This is a genomic window from Paracoccus onchidii, assembly GCF_028294535.1.
GTDB classification, from domain to species: domain Bacteria; phylum Pseudomonadota; class Alphaproteobacteria; order Rhodobacterales; family Rhodobacteraceae; genus Paracoccus; species Paracoccus onchidii.
In genome coordinates this window covers 150,231-169,156 of record NZ_JAQBIE010000005.1, presented here as the reverse complement: position 1 = coordinate 169,156, position 18,926 = coordinate 150,231, and the positions used below count along the sequence as shown (strand labels likewise).

The following is an 18,926-nucleotide window of genomic DNA, read 5'->3' as shown; positions in this document are numbered from 1 at the left end:
CTCTACCCGTCCAGGGGTTCGATTGACCAGCCTTCTTGTTCAAGCAGTCGCAAGACACCCTTTTCACCAGGCAGATGCAGGGCACCGAACCCGGCAACAACTCCCCGTCCCTGTTGCGCAGCATCCCGCGCCGCTTCGGTCAGGGGTGCGATCCAGCTTGCGTTGCGGCGATCCATCAGTTGGGTTTGCGCCAATTGCATCAAGCCATCCACCTCGTCATGTGACAAGCCGGAGTTTCGATAGGCGTCAAAACGTCCAAATTCCCAGATCTTCCAGACATCACCGCCGAAATAGGCGTCGGTCAAGGTAATCGCATAGTCATCGGCATAGGCTGCCGCAGGCAAGGATGCCCGGATCATGTCGATTTCCTGTTCGGGTGTCATGTCGCGAAACAACGTGAAAACAGTATCCCAAGGTTCCAGCGCCCGTACGGGAATATCCAGTTCCTTGGCGCGATCAACCAACAGGTGATCCAGCCCTGCCGCCCCGCTTTCGGCTTGCCCCTGCATCATGCAGGGTGAAACCCCCAACAGCATGGCAACATACCACGGGCGCAGTTTCGCGGTAACAACTGCCGGTGTGCCGCGTTGAGACATGGCATCGGTCAGGGCCTGCCATTCCTCAGGGGGCAACCGCTCTGGCAATGTCGGTCCGGAATTGTCCACCATCAATGTCGGATCTTCGGTCAGCGCATGTGTCAAACGTTGCTCTTCTTCAGGACCAGCTTCGACAAGCAAGACATCCGCGCCGGACAAGAAGGGATCGATACGCGCCATGCTGTCTGCATGACGGGGATCCCCGAAATGATATGTCCCGACCAGCGTGATCACCTGATCCCCCTTGCTGGCGCGCCAGAAAAGGCCTTCGTGATACGGCACATCGCGCACGGCATCTTCGATCTGGTTGCGCTGTTCAGGTGGCATCTGTTCGAACAGATTCGAACCGATACATTCGCCGGCATTGCCCGCCCCGCCCAATCCCAGGAACACCGCCGCCGCGCCAAGCCAAACTCGCATCATCTCTCTCCTGCAACATGGCGGGGTCGGGATCTTGCCGGGACGCCGGAAAAAACCCTGTTTCCCAAAGGTTGGCACAATTTTCCAGCAAGCTCCACCATCCGTGGAATTTTCTTGTGCAATGGCGTTGACAGTGTGGGGGCGCGCTCCTAGATCAACGTCATTGGCACTCGCACAGGGTGAGTGCCAACAACACGACACTGCAACCTGAAACATCGGAGTGTTCAACATGACATTCAAACCGCTGCATGACCGCGTGCTGGTCCGCCGCGTCGAGTCGGAAGAAAAGACCAAAGGCGGTCTGATCATCCCCGACAGCGCAAAAGAAAAGCCCGCGGAAGGCGAGATCATCTCGGTCGGCGAAGGCGCACGCAAGGACTCGGGCGAACTGATCACACCTTCGGTTAAGGCGGGTGATCGCGTGCTGTTCGGCAAATGGTCGGGCACCGAAGTCACGGTCGACGGCGAAGAGCTGCTGATCATGAAGGAAAGCGACATTCTGGGCGTGCTTTCGTAAGCCACGCATCAGACCGCACCCTTCAACGATAAATTCAGGAGATTCAAATGGCTGGTAAAGAAGTCAAGTTCAGCACTGATGCCCGCGACCGGATGCTGAAAGGCGTCAACATCCTCGCAGACGCGGTCAAAGTGACCCTCGGCCCCAAAGGCCGCAACGTCGTTATCGACAAATCCTTTGGCGCACCGCGCATCACCAAGGACGGTGTTTCGGTCGCAAAGGAAATCGAACTGACCGACAAGTTCGAAAACATGGGCGCCCAGATGGTCCGCGAAGTCGCTTCGCGCACCAATGACGAAGCTGGCGACGGCACCACCACCGCCACTGTTCTGGCGCAAGCCATCGTGAAAGAGGGCATGAAGGCTGTTGCTGCCGGCATGAACCCGATGGATCTGAAACGCGGCATCGATCTGGCAACCTCGAAAGTTGTCGAATCGATCAAGGCTGCTGCCCGCCCCGTCAATGACAGCGACGAAGTCGCGCAGGTCGGCACCATCTCGGCCAATGGCGAAGCTTCGATCGGCCGTCAGATCGCTGACGCCATGCAGAAAGTTGGAAACGAGGGTGTGATCACCGTCGAAGAAAACAAAGGCATGGAAACCGAAGTCGAAGTCGTCGAAGGCATGCAGTTCGACCGCGGCTACCTGTCGCCCTATTTCGTCACCAATCCCGACAAGATGATCGCGGATCTGGAAGACGCCTATATCCTGCTGCACGAAAAGAAACTGTCGTCGCTGCAGCCCATGGTTCCGCTGCTGGAATCGGTCATCCAGTCGGGCAAGCCGCTGCTGATCATTGCCGAAGACGTCGAAGGCGAAGCTCTTGCGACCCTGGTCGTCAACAAACTGCGTGGCGGCCTGAAAATTGCTGCTGTCAAGGCTCCGGGCTTCGGCGATCGCCGCAAGGCCATGCTGCAGGACATCGCCATCCTGACCGGCGGTCAGGTCATCAGCGAAGATCTGGGCATGAAGCTGGAAAACGTGACCATCGACATGCTGGGCACGGCGAAGAAAGTTTCGATCAACAAGGACAACACCACCATCGTCGACGGCAATGGTGACAAGGCCGAGATCGAAGCACGCGTCGCCCAGATCCGCCAGCAGATCGAGGAAACCACCTCGGACTACGACAAGGAAAAACTGCAAGAGCGCGTGGCCAAACTGGCTGGCGGCGTTGCCGTGATCCGCGTCGGCGGCATGAGCGAAGTCGAAGTGAAAGAGCGCAAGGACCGCGTCGACGATGCGCTGAACGCGACCCGTGCGGCTGTTCAGGAAGGTGTTGTCGTCGGTGGCGGTGTTGCTCTGGTTCAGGGCGGCAAGGCACTGGAAGGCATCAAAGGCGAAAACAGCGACCAGGAAGCAGGCGTTGCGATCGTCCGCCGCGCGCTGGAAGCCCCGATGCGCCAGATCGCTGAAAACGCTGGTGTTGACGGTGCTGTCGTCGCAGGGAAAATCCGTGAATCCGCGGAAAAATCCTTTGGCTTCAACGCTCAGACCGAAGAATATGGCGACATGTTCAAGTTCGGCGTCATTGACCCGGCAAAGGTTGTCCGCACCGCGCTGGAAGATGCAGCATCGGTCGCAGGCCTGCTGATCACCACCGAAGCGATGATCGCTGAAAAGCCCGAGCCGAAAGGCCAAGGCGCAGCCGGCGGCATGCCCGACATGGGCGGCATGGGCGGCATGGGCGGCATGATGTAATCAGCCCCCTGCCCATGGCAGATACGGAAAGGGCGCCTTTCGGGGCGCCCTTTTTTCATGTTCCGTGATCCCGTCGCCCCAGACCGACAGATGACATGCCACAGCCCCGCATTCCGGGACCGGATGCGTGGACAGTCACCGCATTGTCAGCTGTTTTCAGGTCTCGATCGACGGTTCGACGCCCATCGCGGCGCAAAGCGACTTGAAGCGCGAAACCGCGACCTCTCCCATCAGGGACCGCCCCGTCCTGGTCAATTGCAGACTCAGCACCTTGTCCCGACGCCGGAGTTTCAGCGTGGCGGCATCTGACGGATCATCGATTGCGAACATGGCGCCAAAGCGCATCGCCTTGCCCAATATCTCGGCATCGCGCAGTTCATCCTCGCTCAGCAACGCAAAGAACCGGGCCATCGGTGAGTTGTTGCGATTGTTCTTGTAGCGGTGCAGAAGCGACACCCCCAGAAAGACACGTTCGGAATGGCTTAGCGCCGCCATATTTGCGCGGGTAACATTGTCAAAACAGGCTTCGGCGCGATAGTCGGGATGGGTCCGCCATGTCGTATCATGCAACAGGCATGCCGCCCGGATCAGGCGATCACGCTCGGGCGGGACATCGCCGAATACGGGTTGCAGGAAATCGTGCAGCTTGCGGCCAAATCCGGGAATACGCGCCATCTGGCGCTCACTGAAACGCGCAGCTTCGATCAGCGGGTCACGCTTGCGCAACGTCTCGGACATATGTTCGTACAGCAACCCTTCGCGGATACCATAGCTGGACACAGCCAGATCCTTGGGTTTGAACACGGAAACCAGCTCTGACAAGACCCGCGTCGCCAACGGCACCAACTCCATCCGTGAAGACGAAATATTCACCTTGCTGCGAATTTCAGACAGATTGCTGGCTGCGATGAACTCGACCGTTTCCTCGACAGCTTTCGGGGTCATGCGGTATTCATGCAGGACCGTCATCGGATAATCACTACGTTCCATGTCCAGACGCGCTATTGCCCGCCAGGAACCGCCGACCAGATAGATCCGATCATGATCGGCGCCCATCTTCTCGGCCAGATCCAGAACGATCTTGCGAATGTGCTTGCGCAGACCTTCCTTGCCACCTTTGACCTGCTGCAACCGGAATGGGCCCAGAGGCGAGGTCACACGCCGCCCGACCTGGCCATTCGCGACCTCGGCCAGTTCCATCGAATTGCCACCGATATCACAGACCAGACCTTTTGCATCCGGCCAGCCCAGCAACACACCCTGGGCCGAAAGCCTTGCCTCTTCCTCGCCATCGATGACCAACAGCTTCAGCCCGGTTTCGCGTTCGACCTTCTGTCGAAAGGCCGGGCCATCCTCGGCCTCTCGAACCGCGGCTGTAGCAACGCAGGTCAAAGGTTCGATATCCATGCCCTTGGCCAATGCGGCAAAACGCTGCAAGGCTTCGAAGCCGCGCACGACACCCTTGGGGTTCAACTTGCCGGTGGCGGCCATTTCCGCCCCCAGTCCGGCCATGACCTTTTCGTTGTAGAAATACGCGGGCGATCGCGCCGCGCCATCAAAGACGACCAGACGGATCGAGTTCGACCCCACATCGACCACGCCGACACGCGAAAGCGCCCGTTTCGGCAGTTTTGCAAACAGCTTGCCCAAAGGCTCGTGCTGCTTCCCGGAAGTTGTCCGAACGCCGTTCATCGAAAAGCTCCTGCTTGCGCATCGACCGGTCTAATGCCCGTTTCAACCAAATGCGTCAATCCGGCGCATGGGTCAATGCCGGCACATCTCGCGCCCCCGCGGTTCCACGTCCCGAAAGAGAAGGGTTTTCCATGAAAAACCGGTGACAGTTGAACAGATCCTCGCGGCCATCCGGCAGATACCGCACGAAACGCCCGTCGGGATGCAGCAGCCAGCTCTGCGCCTCATCGGCCATATTCGCGGCCATGATCTGGCTGACGATCTGGGATTTGACGGTATCGTTGTGGCATTCGACCAATGTTTCAACCCTGCGCGACAGATTGCGCCCCATCCAGTCGGCCGACGAAAAATAGACGCGCGCCTTCTTGGATGGCAGGCCGTGTCCGTTCCCGAAACAGACAATCCGGGAATGTTCGAGATAGCGCCCGACAATAGATTTCACACGAATATTTTCAGACAAGCCTTTGATTCCAGGACGTATCCCGCAGATACCTCGAATCACAAGACTGATTTTCACTCCCGCCGCCGCGGCCGCATAGAGCGCCTCGATCACGTCGCGCTGGATCAACGAATTCATCTTGGCCCAGATGGCAGCCGGGCGGCCCTGTCGTGCAAATTCTGCCTCGCGGGCGATCATCGCCAGCAGGTTATCCTTGAGATCAATCGGTGAAATAGAAAGGTTTTCGAGGTTTTCGGGCTGCACATACCCAGACAGATAATTGAACACCTTGGTCGCATCGCGGCCAAGAGCAGGGTCACATGTGAACATCGACAGATCCGTATAGATCCGCGCGGTAATCGGGTGATAGTTGCCGGTGCCGTAATGGGTATAGGTGACCAACCCATCGCCTTCGCGACGCACGACCGAACTGATCTTGGCATGGGTCTTGTAATTGACGAAGCCATACACGACATGCGCCCCTGCCCGTTCCAACCGCCGCGACTGCCGGATATTCGCGGCCTCGTCGAAACGCGCCTTCAATTCGACCAGTGCCGTGACGGATTTTCCGGCTTCGGCGGCTTCGCACAGGGCCTCGACGATCGGGCTGTTATGGCTGGTGCGATACAGGGTCTGCTTGATCGCCAGAACATCAGGGTCCTGCGCGGCCTGCTGCAGGAAGCGCACGACCATATCGAATGTTTCGTAGGGATGGTGCAGCAGCATATCCTTTTGCCGGATCGCGGCGAACATATCGCCATGATGGTCCTGCACACGCTCGGGCACCCGCGGTGTGAATGCGGGCCACAGCAAATCCCGCCGGTGATCGAGAACCAGTTCTTTCAGGTCAGCCATGCCGATTAGACCCTCGACCTCGACAACCTCGTCGCGACTGACCTCCAGCTCTTCCATGATAACCTGGCGCAGGCTTTCGGGCGCACCGGCGGTGATCTTGAGCCGGATGACGCTACCACGACGACGACGCTTGAGCGCGGTTTCGAACTCTCGCACCAGGTCCTCGGCTTCTTCCTCGACCTCGAGATCACTGTCGCGCAGAACGCGAAACGCGCAATGTCCGACATCGCGATAGCCCGGAAAAAGGCTGCTCAGATGCATCAGCAACAGGTCTTCCAGGCGCAGGAACCGCTCGCCGCCGGGCAATGCTATGAAGCGCGGCAACTGCGCCGGGATAGGCAGCAGGGCCTGCATCCGGCGCCCATCCGATTGCTGCCCCAGTTCCAGCGCCAATGAGAACCCCGTATTCGGAATAAAGGGAAATGGATGCGCCGGGTCGATCGCCAGCGGCGACAGCACCGGCAGAACGCGGTTGTCGAAATAGCTATGCAGGTATTCCCGGTCTTTCGCCCCCAGATGGTCGCGCGACAGGATGATGATTCCCTCATCCTCCATGTCCCGGCGCAAACGGTTCCAGACCGCTTGTTGCGCCCCCATCAGCCGACGGGCATCCGCGTTGATCAAGGCCAACTGCTGGGCCGGGGTCTTGCCGTCATCGGACGGGGTTGCATTCCCTTCGCGGACCAGCTCGCGCAGGCCAGCGACGCGCACGGTATAAAATTCGTCCAGATTTGCCGCGCTGATCGACACGAAACGCAACCGTTCCAAAAGCGGCACCCGCGTGTTGCGTGCTTCGTCCAGAACCCGCCAGTTAAAGCTGAGCCAGCTGATTTCGCGGTTGAAGAACCGATCCGGGCCAGTCGGAGCTCCTCCGGGCAGATCGACAGGTTCAGGAAAAGGGGTTCTGAGAAAATCAGCCTGAGTCATCGTGTTACGCGCCGTTGGAAAATCACCGCGATCATGCGTCCGAGCGTGACAGCTTGTCCAGAAGTTCTGCGGCGATTCGCCGGGTTACCGGCCCTTTTGCCGCCATTGCCGCGCGATCCATCGCGGCGACAAGGCGTCGTGCCTGCCCCAGATCACGATCCATATGCAGCACAAGCCATTCGATCAATCCCGCAGGCACCGACAATTGCCGATCCGCGAACAACTTGACCAGAACCGCCGACAACAGGGCTTCGTCGGGCGGTCCCAACCGCACCTGCGGCATCGCATCCATCCGGCTGCGCAGATCCGGCAGAACCAGCCCCCAATCGCGCGGTGCCGAACGCGCCGTCAGCAACAACAGACAATCCCTTGGGCCGCATAGGTTCCACAGATGAAACAGCGCCTGTTCCGCCCCTGCCGCGCGCCCGGCGCGATCGGCATCCTCGACCACCAGGGCGCCGCCTTCGGTCGCCAGATTATCGGCAGATTCCGGGCGCAGCGCCGCAGCCTTGATCCGCCTTGCGCCGTTCTCGGCGGCCCAGAACGCCGCCATATGCGACTTCCCCGCGCCTTCTGGCCCGATCAGCAGGATCCGTCCATTGGGCCAGTTCTGGGGGGCATCCAGTGCCGCCAGGGCCGCAAGGTTGGCATCGGCCGGCAGGAAATCGGCCCGCGAATGTGCGGGCGGCGTTGTCAGATCAAGGGTCAACTGTCGCGACATATATCTCCCTAGATATTCTTCCGGTCATGGCTGCGCGGCAGAATTCCGGCCTCGGCGCGACTTATCTCGGCCTGTTCGCGTGCCTCTTTCAGTTGCGAGGCAACCGTACCGCGCGGGGCGATTTCCACCAGCAGTGGCGGCGGTGGATCCGCCGGCGATGTCTGCCCGGTGTAAAACGCGCTTTCGCGATAACGCTCGATACCGAACCGCGCCAGAACCCCCAGCGCCGCTGCAAGCGGAACGGCCGCAACCATACCGACAAAACCGAATAGCGATCCGAACACCGACAAGGCCAGCAGCAACCAGACCGGGTGCAAACCGACATGGCTTCCCACGATCTTGGGTTGCAGGTAATTTCCTTCGACCACCTGTCCCAGCGCAAAGATCGCCACCACCGCGCCGATCCAGACCGGGTCACCCCAGAAACTGAACAGGGCAACACCGATCGCCGTCGCCCCCCCGATCAGCACCCCGACATAAGGAATGAAGGACAGAAGTGCCGCCATCATTCCGATGAAAAAGCCGAAAGGCAGGCCGACCAGCATCAGCGCCAGAGAATACCATGTGCCAAGTATCAGGATCACCAACCCCTGCCCGCGCACGAACCCCGACAAGGCATGGTCGATCTGAGATGCGAGGTCGCGCAGGACCGGCGCATGTTCTCGCGGCAAGAGCCTGTCGATCTGTGCGACCATGCGGTCCCAATCCAGCAACAGATAAAAGGCCACGACCGGCACGATCACCAGCAACGCAACCGCACTGATCATGCCGCCGAACGAATTGAGCAGCGTCTGCGCGACATTGGTCAGTTGTTCGCCCATGCCCTTGCCAAGATCGGTCAGGGCGGTCCCTATGGTGCCGCCCTCGGGCAGGATTTCGGGAAATCGGGCGCTGATGAAGGCGCGGGCATGTTCGAACATTTCGGGCGCGGTGCTGATCAGTGCGGATGCCTGGCGCACCAGGACCGGCACGACCAGAAGGATCACCGCCACGAACAGCAGGACGGCACCGACGGTGATCAACACCACCGCCATGGTGCGTGACAGGCCCGCCCGTTCCAGCCGGTCGGCAACCGGGTCCAGCAAATAGGCGACGCCCGCCCCGAGAATAAAGGGCAAGATGGCCTGCCCCAGCAACCACATGACAATCAACAGCGACGCGACCGCGACGCCCCACCAGATCATCTGCTTTTGCACCGGCACGCGCATCACGGAATGCTCCTGTCTTTGATCATGACTATGTGACCGCTTGGCTGCCGGGTTGCAAGCCTGCACAATTGCCCCATGCAGGCAAAGCGCGCGCAACGCTTGCCCAGTGCGCCGCTCTGCCCTAGAGGTGGCGCAAATGCTGAAATGAGGATGCCATGCGTCTGTCGCGATATTTTTTGCCCGTTCTGAAAGAAGACCCCAAAGAGGCCCAGATCGTCAGTCATCGCCTGATGCTGCGTGCCGGAATGATCAAACAGCAGACCGCCGGCATCTATTCCTGGCTGCCGCTTGGCTATCGGGTTCTGCGCCGGATCGAACAGATCGTGCATGAAGAACAGGAACGCGCGGGCCACGTTCCCTTGCTGATGCCGACCCTGCAACCCGCCGATCTGTGGCGCGAAAGCGGCCGCTATGACGATTACGGCGAAGAAATGCTGCGCATCACCGACCGTCACAAGCGCGACCTGCTTTACGGCCCCACCAATGAAGAGATGATCACCGACATCTTCCGCAGCCATGTGAACAGCTACAAGGATCTGCCCCTGACGCTGTATCACATCCAATGGAAGTTCCGCGACGAGATCCGCCCCCGGTTCGGCGTGATGCGTGGCCGCGAGTTCCTGATGAAGGACGGCTATAATTTCGACCTGACCAAGGAAGACGCGCTGCACGCCTATAACCGGCATCTGGTCAGCTATCTGCGCACCTATGAACGAATGGGCCTGCAGGCAATCCCGATGCGCGCCGATGGCGGCCCGATCGGTGGCGACTACACGCATGAATTCCTGGTCCTTGCGGAAACAGGCGAATCCGAGGTGTTCTATGACAGCCAGATCACCGACCTGACCTTCGGCGACCGGCAGATCGATTACGACGACCACGCCCAGTGTCAGGCCGTGCTGGAAGAATTCACCAGTCGCTATGCCCGCACCGACGAAACCCATGACGAGGCGATCTTCGCTGACGTCCCCGAGGATCGCCGCCGCACCGCCCGCGGTATCGAGGTCGGCCAGATCTTCTATTTCGGCACCAAGTATTCGGAACCCATGGGCGCAACCGTCGTCGGCCCCGATGGTGCGCGCGTGCCAGTGCATATGGGCAGCCACGGAATCGGTGTCAGCCGCCTTCTGGGCGCGATCATCGAGGCGAACCATGACGACAAGGGGATCATCTGGCCCGAAGGCGTCACCCCTTTCCATGCGGGGATCGTCAATCTCAAGCAGGGCGATGAAACCACGGACGGGGCTTGCGAATCCATCTATGGCGAAATGCGCGCCGCCGGACTGGAACCGCTTTACGATGATCGCAATGATCGCGCAGGTGCCAAGTTCGCGTCGATGGATCTGATCGGCCTGCCCTGGCGCATCACAGTCGGACCGCGCGGTCTGGCCAAAAATATCGTCGAACTGACCAACCGCCGCAGCGGTGACAGCATCGAGTTGTCGCCCCAGGACGCGGTCGCCCGTCTGGTGGAAATCTATCGTCCGATCTTGCAGGCATCGGCCCGAGCCTGAGCCGTATGACCATCGAACGGCGCGGAAAATTTCCGCGCCGTTTCACGCCCGGCAGCGCAAGAAAAACAACGGCTTTCGCAAAGTTGTTTCCGGGCTGTTGCCGCCACCTACCCTTTTCCCCCGGTTCATGACCCCCAGCGGCAGATTCTGCCCCTAAAGCCAGTTTTGACGTTACGACAAGCTGCTTTCCTTTTGTGCAACTCCCTTCTAACCTGCCGTCAGGACAACGTTCCAACTGGGAGAATAACACCATGAAAAAACTGCTTCTTGCGTCCGCTGCCGGGGCATTGATTGCTGGCACCGCCGGAGCTGAAGATATCAAGCTGGGCATTTCGCTTGGCTTTACGGGGCCGCTGGAATCGATGGCGCCTGACATGGGCAAAGGTGCCGAACTGGCCATGAAAGAGGTCACGGATTCGGGCCTGTTGCTGGATGGTTCCACTGTTTCGCCTGTGCAGGGCGATTCGACCTGTGCCGATGCGGCAGCGGCCACCGCGACCGTAGAACGACTGATTACCGCCGAAGGTGTCAAAGGCATCATCGGCGGCATGTGTTCGGGCGAAACGATCGCCTCGCTGGAAAACGTCGCCAAGCCGAACGGCATTGTCATGATATCGCCTTCGGCGACTTCGCCCGCACTGTCGGATCTGGAAGATAACGGTCTGTTCTTCCGCACCTCGCCGTCAGACGCACGGCAAGGCCAGGTCATGGCCGATATCATCATGTCGAAAGACATCAGCAGCGTTGCCGTGACCTATACCAACAACGATTACGGCAAGGGTCTGGCCGACAGCTTCCAGGCCGCCTTCGAAGCGGCTGGTGGCAGCGTTACGGTGAACGCGGCTCATGACGACGGCAAGGCCGACTATTCGGCCGAGGTTGCCGCGCTGGCCGCCGCAGGTGGTGATGCGCTGGTCGTGGCCGGTTACGTTGACCAGGGCGGTTCGGGCGTTGTCCGGGCGGCGCTTGACACCGGCGCGTTCGACACTTTTGTGTTCCCTGATGGCATGGTTGGCAACCAGCTTGTCGAAAACTTCGGCTCGGAAATCGATGGCAGCTTTGGCCAGAACCCGGCCGCCGAAGGCGAAGGCCGTGACACCTACCTGAAACTGGCCGAAGAGGCCGGCTTTGACGGCAGCGGCGCATTCTCGGCCGAAGCCTATGACGCGGCGGCCCTGATCCTGCTGTCGATGGCGGCGGCGAAATCCAGCGATCCTGCGGCCTATAAGGAAAAGGTCATGGAAATCGCCAATGAACCGGGTGAACAGATCATGCCAGGTCAGCTCGGCAAGGCGCTGGAAATCATCAATGGCGGCGGCGAGGTCGACTATGTCGGCGCAACGTCGGTCGATCTGGTCGGCGGCGGCGAATCCGCTGGCGTCTATCGCGAGGTCGGCTTCACCAATGGTGAAATGGAAGTTATCGGGTATCGTTGATCCCGCATGACATTCCGGGCCCGGCACCACAATGCCGGGCCCTATTTAAATGACAAGAGCCGCCAAGACGGCCACACTTCACTTAAAAACTGTGAAGACAGGGAAACAAAGATGATCAGGGTCGAGGACCTTCACCGCCATTTCGGGGGCTTTCGCGCCGTAGATGGCGCAAGCCTGACGATCGAGACTGGCTCGATCACAGGATTGATCGGACCGAACGGGGCCGGAAAATCAACGTTATTCAATGTGATAGCGGGCGTTCTTCCACCCACGTCAGGCCGCGTATTCATGGACGGAGAAGAGATTACCGGGCTGCCGCCACATGATCTGTTCCATCGTGGCCTGTTGCGCACCTTCCAATTGGCCCATGAATTTTCATCCATGACCGTGCGTGAAAACCTGATGATGGTTCCCGGCCAGCAGACCGGCGAAACCATCTGGAAAACTTGGTTCAAGCGGGGCCAGATCGAACGGGAAGAGGCCGAACTGCGCAAGAAGGCGGATGAAGTTCTGGATTTTCTGACCATCCGCCACCTCACACATGAAAAGGCAGGCAACCTGTCGGGCGGCCAGAAAAAACTGCTGGAACTGGGCCGCACGATGATGGTGGATGCCAAGGTCGTTTTTCTTGACGAGGTCGGCGCCGGTGTCAATCGCACCCTTCTGGGCACCATCGGCGATGCCATTGTGCGGCTGAACAGGGAACGCGGCTACACGTTCTGCGTGATCGAGCACGACATGGACTTTATCGGTCGCCTTTGTGATCCGGTCATCGTGATGGCCGAAGGCAAGGTGCTGGCCGAAGGCAGCGCGGACCAGATCATGCAGAACGAAGAGGTGATCGAAGCCTATCTGGGCACCGGTCTGAAAAACAAGGAAATGGTGGGCGCATGAGCGATGTGGATCAGGCATTCGGAAATCGCGGCAATCGCGACGCCTCCGTCGTCAACCCGCGTGGGCGCGGCACCATCGACGGGTCGCGCCGGTCAGGTGCGATCGGTCCCGGCAAGGACGGCGACCCTTTTCTGATCGGTGATGGCATGTCGGGCGGATACGGGCGCGGCCCCGACATCCTGCATGATTGCACGATTGCCGTTGAAAAAGGGCAGATCGCGGTCATCGTTGGCCCCAATGGCGCGGGCAAGTCAACGGCGATGAAGGCTATTTTCGGGATGCTGGACCTGCGCCAGGGCAGTGTCCGGCTGAACGGGCATGACATCACCGCATTGAACCCGCAAGACCGGGTCAAGGCCGGCATGGGGTTCGTGCCTCAGGTCAACAATATCTTTCCCTCGATGACGGTCGAGGAAAACCTGGAAATGGGGGCCTTCATCCGCGATGATGATATTTCCGGCACGTTGGAGCAGGTCTATGACCTGTTCCCCGCTGTCGCGGAAAAGCGCAAGCAAGCGGCGGGCGAACTGTCCGGCGGGCAGCGCCAGCAGGTGGCGGTCGGGCGCGCGTTGATGACGCGACCTCAGGTCCTGATGCTGGATGAGCCGACCGCAGGCGTAAGCCCCATCGTCATGGACGAATTGTTCGACCGCATCATCGCGATTGCACGCGGCGGCTTGCCCGTGCTGATGGTGGAACAGAACGCGCAGCAAGCGATGAACATCGCAGACAAGGCCTATGTGCTGGTGCAGGGTGCGAATGCGCATACCGGCACGGGCAAGGAACTGATGGCCAATGATGAGGTGCGCCGCACCTTCCTTGGGGGTTGATCCATGGATATTCTCAACGCCCTTGTGGCCTTTCTTAACTTTGTCTTCATTCCCGCCGCCGCCTATGGTGCCCAGCTGGCACTGGGGGCGCTTGGGGTGACGTTGATCTATGGGATCCTGCGTTTCTCGAATTTCGCGCATGGCGACACCATGGCCTTTGGCACCGCAGTCACCATCCTGGCGACCTGGGGGTTGCAGGCGATGGGGGTTTCGCTTGGACCGTTGCCGACCGCGTTGCTGGCGCTGCCCTTCGGGATCGCAGCCACCGCAGCCATGGTCCTGTTGACCGATCAGGCCGTCTATCGATTCTATCGCGTGAAGAAGTCCGCGCCAATCATTCTGGTCATGGCCTCGGTCGGGGTGATGTTCCTGATGAACGGGATCACCCGCCTGCTGATTGGCGTTGATGAACAGCGTTTCGCCGATGGCACGCGTTTTGTCATCGATGTGCGCACATTCAAGGCGATGACCGGCCTGCAGGAAGGGCTGGCGCTGAAGACCACGCAGGTCCTGACGGTCGTTGTCGCGCTGTTGGTGGTCTGGGCGCTGTTCTGGTTCCTGAACCGTACCAAGTCGGGCAAAGCAATGCGCGCCTATTCCGACAACGAGGATCTGGCCCTTCTTTCCGGGATCGATCCCGAAAAGGTCGTGCGGATGACCTGGATCATCGCGGCATCTCTGGCAACCATTGCGGGTGTCTTGTACGGGCTGGACAAGGCCTTCAAACCTTTCAACTATTTCCAGATCCTGCTGCCCATCTTCGCGGCTGCCATCGTTGGTGGCCTGGGCAACCCGCTGGGTGCGATCGCGGGCGGGTTCGTCGTCGCCTTTTCCGAGGTCGCGATCACCTATCCATGGCTGAAGGTGGCACGCTATCTGTTTCCGGGCTGGCAGCCCGAAGGATTGCTGCAATTGCTTGGCACTGAATACAAATTCGCCGTCAGCTTCGTCATCTTGATTGCAGTGCTGCTGTTCAAGCCGACGGGACTGTTCCGCGGCAAATCGGTGTAAGGGAGGAACGGTCATGTCAACCAATCGCCAAGCCGCTGCCAGCAATCCGTGGCGCGCCCCGATCCTGTTCGCCTTTCTTGCCATTCTCTTCGTGCTGGAAGGAACGGTCCGCAACTCGATGTTCTCGGGCAGCTGGAATACCGCGCTGGCCATTTTGAACATGGGGCTGATTTCGGCCATCACGGCGTTGGGCGTGAACATGCAATGGGGCTATGCGGGGCTTTTCAACGTCGGTGTCGTCGGATTTCTTGCATTAGGTGGCGTCGCCCCGGTTCTGGTATCGCTCCAACCGGTCGAGGGTGCATGGCAGGCCGGCGGCCCGCGTGTGCTGTTCGCACTGGCGGTGGGCGTGGGTACACTTGCCCTTGCCACGCAGGTCTGGAAACGGCTGCATCGGGGGCGCACGCTGGCGATGCTGGCCGTCCTGCTGGTCGGGTTCGTCCTGTATCGCGGCCTGTTTGACCCTGCCGTCACCGCGATCGAGGCCAACAACCCAGCTCGTCACGGCAACCTGGGCGGGCTGGGCCTGCCCGTGCTGATGTCCTGGTTGGTCGGTGGGGCCTTTGCTGCCGCAGCCGCCTGGGCCGTCGGCAAGGTCGCGCTGGGGCTGCGCTCGGACTATCTGGCCATCGCCACACTCGGGATCGGCGAGATCATCGTCGCCGTCCTGAAGAACGAGGACTGGCTGGCACGGGGCGTCAAGAACGTCACTTCGATCCCGCGCCCCGTTCCCTATGAAATCGATCTGCAACAGAATCCCGAATTCGTCGAATTCGCGACGCGCTGGGGCTTTAGCGCCGCCGAGGCATCGGGGATCTGGGTCAAGCTGTGCTACATGCTGCTGTTCCTTGTCGTGCTGCTGTCGATCATCCTGCTTGCCGAACTGGCGCTGAAATCGCCATGGGGGCGAATGATGCGCGCCATCCGCGACAATGAAACCGCCGCCGAGGCGATGGGCAAGGACGTCACCGCACGTCACCTGCAGGTCTTTGTGCTGGGGTCAGCCGTGATTGGCATCGCCGGCGCGATGATGATCACGCAGGATGGGCTTATGGCGCCGGTCAGCTATAATCCGCTGCGCTATACATTCCTGATCTGGGTGATGGTGATCGTTGGCGGATCAGGCAACAACTGGGGTGCTGTTCTGGGTGCGGTGCTGATCTGGTTCCTGTGGATCAAGGCCGAGGTCTGGGGGCCCGAACTGATAGGATTGCTGACCTCGCCATTGCCGGAAGGCGGGCTAAAAGAACATCTGCTGGACAGCTCGGCCCATATGCGTTTCATCGCGATGGGATTGGTGCTGCTGCTTGTATTGCGCTTTGCACCGCGAGGGCTGGTGCCCGAGAACTGAACCTGTCTTGTCCTGAACCAAAAAAAAGGCGCGGTCCCTTGGGGCCGCGCCTTGTCCATGTGGTGATCGAAAGTTCAGGTGCAGTTTTCACCCAGGACAACGCTCCACCACAAACGACCATCAGCGCCCTGGACGACACCGGCCCCAACTTGCTCGCTCATCTGGCTCAGCAATTCGACACTGTGCGGCTTCGACCGGCCCCAACCGGCGACCACCCCATCGGCGCTGCCCCCGATCGCCACCAGCTGCGTTACACCGCATGTCGGATAGCCAACGGCGCGGGCACGATCCACCACGCTGGAACCGTTCGACCCCGCAACCGATGCCTGCCCCATCGCCGCGATATCGCACGCATGGGATTGTGCAATTTCGACAAGCAGCGGATCAATTTCGAGAATAGTTTTACCCTGCGTGGCCCGCGCGGCATTCACGGCGTCCATCATCTGTTGTTGCAGGAGGTCATTTCCAGCGCAACTTGCGGCAAGCGACTGTGACGCAGGGGCGACCGGGCTGGCCTCGCCCAGCAACATATCCGTCTGCGCATCTAACCCCTGGCCCGTTTCACAGGCACCCAGCATCGCAACGCCCAGGATCGAGGTGACGAGAGTTTTATATATCATGTTCGACCTAGCTCTGGCAGTTAATCTCTTGCGCGTATCTGAAACCGACCTTAAAGCGCAATCATGACCCAGCACCAGCGCCTTCTGATCATCGACTTCGGCTCTCAGGTGACACAGCTGATCGCGCGCCGTCTGCGCGAACTGAATGTCTATTGCGAGATCCGCCCCTTCAACTCCGTGACCGAGGAAAACCTGCGGCAGATGGCTCCCAAAGCCATCATCCTGTCGGGCGGCCCCGCCAGCGTCACCGAAACCGACAGCCCCCGTGCCCCGCAAGCGGTGTTCGAACTGGACGTGCCTGTTTTCGGGATCTGCTATGGGCAGCAGGTCATGATGACCCAATTGGGCGGTCGCGTCGAAGCCGGGCATCACGCCGAATATGGCCGCGCCTTCATCGCCCCCGCACCGGGCCACAAACAGGACGGCATCTTCGCCGGGCTGTTCGAGACCGGCCGCGAAGAGGTCTGGATGAGCCATGGCGACCGCGTGACCGAGATCGCACCGGGCTTCGAGGTGATCGGCACTTCGCCCAACGCGCCCCTGGCGATGATCGCCGATGAGGCGCGGCATTTCTATGCGGTGCAGTTCCACCCCGAAGTGCATCACACCCCGAACGGTCGTCGGATGCTTGAGAATTTCATCAAGCTTGCCGGCTTCACGGGTGACTGGACCATGGCCTCCTACAAGGACGAGGCGATCCGCAAGATTCGCGAACAGGTCGGCGATCGCAAGGTGATCTGTGGCCTGTCGGGTGGCGTTGACAGCAGCGTCGCTGCGGTCCTGATCCACGAGGCCATCGGCGACCAGCTGACCTGCGTGTTCGTCGATCACGGCTTGTTGCGCCAGAACGAAGCTGACGAGGTCGTCAGCATGTTCCGCGACAATTACAATATCCCGCTGATCCATGCCGATGAAAGCGACCTGTTCCTTGGCTCACTGGAAGGGGTCAGCGACCCTGAACTGAAGCGCAAGACCATCGGCAAGCTGTTCATCGACGTGTTCCAGAAATACGCCAATCAGATCGACGGCGCCGAGTTTCTGGCTCAGGGGACGCTCTATCCCGATGTGATCGAAAGCGTGTCCTTTAGCGGCGGACCTTCGGTCACGATCAAGTCGCATCACAATGTCGGCGGCCTGCCCGAGAAGATGGGCCTGAAGCTGGTCGAACCCCTGCGCGAATTGTTCAAGGACGAGGTTCGCGCCCTGGGCCGCGAGCTGGGCCTGCCGCAAAGCTTTATCGGCCGCCACCCCTTCCCCGGGCCCGGCCTTGCGATCCGCTGCCCCGGAGAGATCACCCGCGACAAGCTGGACATTCTGCGCAAGGCGGATGCGGTCTATATCGACCAGATCCGCAAGCATGGCCTGTATGACGAGATCTGGCAGGCATTCGTTGCCATCCTTCCGGTCCGCACGGTCGGTGTGATGGGCGACGGGCGCACCTATGACTATGCCTGCGCGCTGCGGGCTGTGACCTCGGTCGACGGGATGACGGCGGATTACTATCCCTTCACCCATGCATTTCTGGGCGAGACGGCGACGCGGATCATCAACGAGGTCAAGGGCATCAACCGCTGCACCTATGACATCACGTCAAAACCCCCCGGCACGATCGAGTGGGAATGATCACACGCAGGGCAGCAGCCCGAAATCAACAGAAACAGGCCCGTGCTTTCGCGGGCCTGTTTTTTATCGCCTTGGGTAGCAGACCGAATCGTGGCTTGGCGGTGTCAAACCCGGCATGGTCGCGACATGATGCGTTTCCTGACCGCTGCCATGGCAAGCGCCCCCTCGGACGATCAACCCGGAAATCCGGGCTCTGGCCGGCATGTCGACGCCGTGTCACTGCCAAGTCTGCACGCGCCCTCATACCCCGTTGACATATGGCCCGCCAATCGTGGCGGTGCGATCACAGATCCACGGGGCAGAACACCTTCCGTCCAAACATGCCATGCGCAAGCCCATGCCAAGGTCATTCTGTCCGCGTGAAGCCCGGTTGTTTTCCATAACCAAGGATCAGCCTCCACAGCCAAACGCTGCCCCAACCTCGCGCAACGCGGCCCCGACGGGTTTAGCAGGAAGCGATGGGCTTGATTCGCAGCCATCTAAAAGATTCTTTGCAATCGCTATCTGGAAACAAGCATAGACGTTTTCTAGCATTCCATTGAAAATTATTATATAAATTAACAGAAACTGCG

15 protein-coding genes are annotated in these 18,926 nt (G+C 59.9%); 9 read left to right on the top strand and 6 right to left on the bottom strand.

The features are described 5' to 3' along the window. Positions 1–2: 2 nt before the first annotated feature. Positions 3–1,016, bottom strand: coding sequence for a TraB/GumN family protein (locus PAF17_RS05845; RefSeq protein WP_271888152.1), 1,014 nt, complete (start codon positions 1,014–1,016; stop codon positions 3–5). 229 nt (positions 1,017–1,245) lie between these two features. On the opposite strand from PAF17_RS05845, the gene PAF17_RS05840 reads away from it, so the two are divergent. Continuing rightward, the gene (locus PAF17_RS05840) at positions 1,246–1,533 is read left to right on the top strand and encodes a co-chaperone GroES (RefSeq protein WP_271888151.1); all 288 of its coding nucleotides are present in this window, start codon (positions 1,246–1,248) and stop codon (positions 1,531–1,533) included. A gap of 47 nt (positions 1,534–1,580) precedes the next feature. After that, positions 1,581–3,233, top strand: a complete 1,653-nt coding sequence (gene groL, locus PAF17_RS05835) for a chaperonin GroEL (protein WP_271888150.1) — start codon at positions 1,581–1,583, stop codon at positions 3,231–3,233. Positions 3,234–3,389: 156 nt separating this feature from the next. Here the strand turns inward: groL and PAF17_RS05830 are convergent, their stop codons facing one another. The 4 genes from PAF17_RS05830 to PAF17_RS05815 are packed head-to-tail and all read right to left on the bottom strand — an operon-like array spanning position 3,390 to position 9,075. After that, positions 3,390–4,925 carry a Ppx/GppA family phosphatase gene (locus PAF17_RS05830; RefSeq protein WP_271888149.1) on the bottom strand — a complete coding sequence of 512 codons (1,536 nt, stop codon included), beginning with the start codon at positions 4,923–4,925 and terminating at the stop codon, positions 3,390–3,392. Positions 4,926–4,980: 55 nt separating this feature from the next. After that, the gene (locus PAF17_RS05825; RefSeq protein ID WP_271888148.1) at positions 4,981–7,146 is read right to left on the bottom strand and encodes an RNA degradosome polyphosphate kinase; all 2,166 of its coding nucleotides are present in this window, start codon (positions 7,144–7,146) and stop codon (positions 4,981–4,983) included. A gap of 31 nt (positions 7,147–7,177) precedes the next feature. Further along, positions 7,178–7,867: a P-loop NTPase family protein gene (locus PAF17_RS05820; protein ID WP_271888147.1), complete on the bottom strand. Its 690-nt coding sequence runs from the start codon at positions 7,865–7,867 to the stop codon at positions 7,178–7,180. 8 nt (positions 7,868–7,875) lie between these two features. Beyond that, positions 7,876–9,075, bottom strand: a complete 1,200-nt coding sequence (locus PAF17_RS05815) for an AI-2E family transporter (protein ID WP_271888203.1) — start codon at positions 9,073–9,075, stop codon at positions 7,876–7,878. A gap of 155 nt (positions 9,076–9,230) precedes the next feature. On the opposite strand from PAF17_RS05815, the gene proS reads away from it, so the two are divergent. From proS to PAF17_RS05785, 6 genes are all read left to right on the top strand, one after another. After that, positions 9,231–10,589 carry a proline--tRNA ligase gene (gene proS / locus PAF17_RS05810; RefSeq protein ID WP_271888146.1) on the top strand — a complete coding sequence of 453 codons (1,359 nt, stop codon included), beginning with the start codon at positions 9,231–9,233 and terminating at the stop codon, positions 10,587–10,589. A gap of 251 nt (positions 10,590–10,840) precedes the next feature. Next, a complete protein-coding gene (locus PAF17_RS05805; protein WP_271888145.1) occupies positions 10,841–12,025 on the top strand; it encodes an ABC transporter substrate-binding protein in 1,185 nt (394 codons plus the stop codon). A gap of 111 nt (positions 12,026–12,136) precedes the next feature. Continuing rightward, the gene (locus PAF17_RS05800; RefSeq protein ID WP_271888144.1) at positions 12,137–12,919 is read left to right on the top strand and encodes an ABC transporter ATP-binding protein; all 783 of its coding nucleotides are present in this window, start codon (positions 12,137–12,139) and stop codon (positions 12,917–12,919) included. Further along, positions 12,916–13,749 carry an ABC transporter ATP-binding protein gene (locus tag PAF17_RS05795; RefSeq protein WP_271888143.1) on the top strand — a complete coding sequence of 278 codons (834 nt, stop codon included), beginning with the start codon at positions 12,916–12,918 and terminating at the stop codon, positions 13,747–13,749. Before PAF17_RS05800 ends, PAF17_RS05795 begins: the two co-directional genes overlap by 4 nt. A 3-nt stretch (positions 13,750–13,752) precedes the next feature. Next, positions 13,753–14,760 carry a branched-chain amino acid ABC transporter permease gene (locus PAF17_RS05790; RefSeq protein WP_271888142.1) on the top strand — a complete coding sequence of 336 codons (1,008 nt, stop codon included), beginning with the start codon at positions 13,753–13,755 and terminating at the stop codon, positions 14,758–14,760. Positions 14,761–14,773: 13 nt separating this feature from the next. Continuing rightward, entirely contained in the window at positions 14,774–16,111 is a 1,338-nt protein-coding gene (locus PAF17_RS05785) for a branched-chain amino acid ABC transporter permease (RefSeq protein WP_271888141.1), read from the top strand. A gap of 74 nt (positions 16,112–16,185) precedes the next feature. Here PAF17_RS05785 and PAF17_RS05780 read toward each other — a convergent pair whose 3' ends face one another. After that, on the bottom strand, positions 16,186–16,731 hold the full coding sequence (locus PAF17_RS05780; protein WP_271888140.1) for a CAP domain-containing protein: 546 nt from the start codon (positions 16,729–16,731) through the stop codon (positions 16,186–16,188). Positions 16,732–16,794: 63 nt separating this feature from the next. Here PAF17_RS05780 and guaA point away from each other — a divergent pair, with 63 nt between their 5' ends. After that, entirely contained in the window at positions 16,795–18,354 is a 1,560-nt protein-coding gene (gene guaA, locus PAF17_RS05775; RefSeq protein WP_271888139.1) for a glutamine-hydrolyzing GMP synthase, read from the top strand. Positions 18,355–18,926 lie beyond the last annotated feature (572 nt).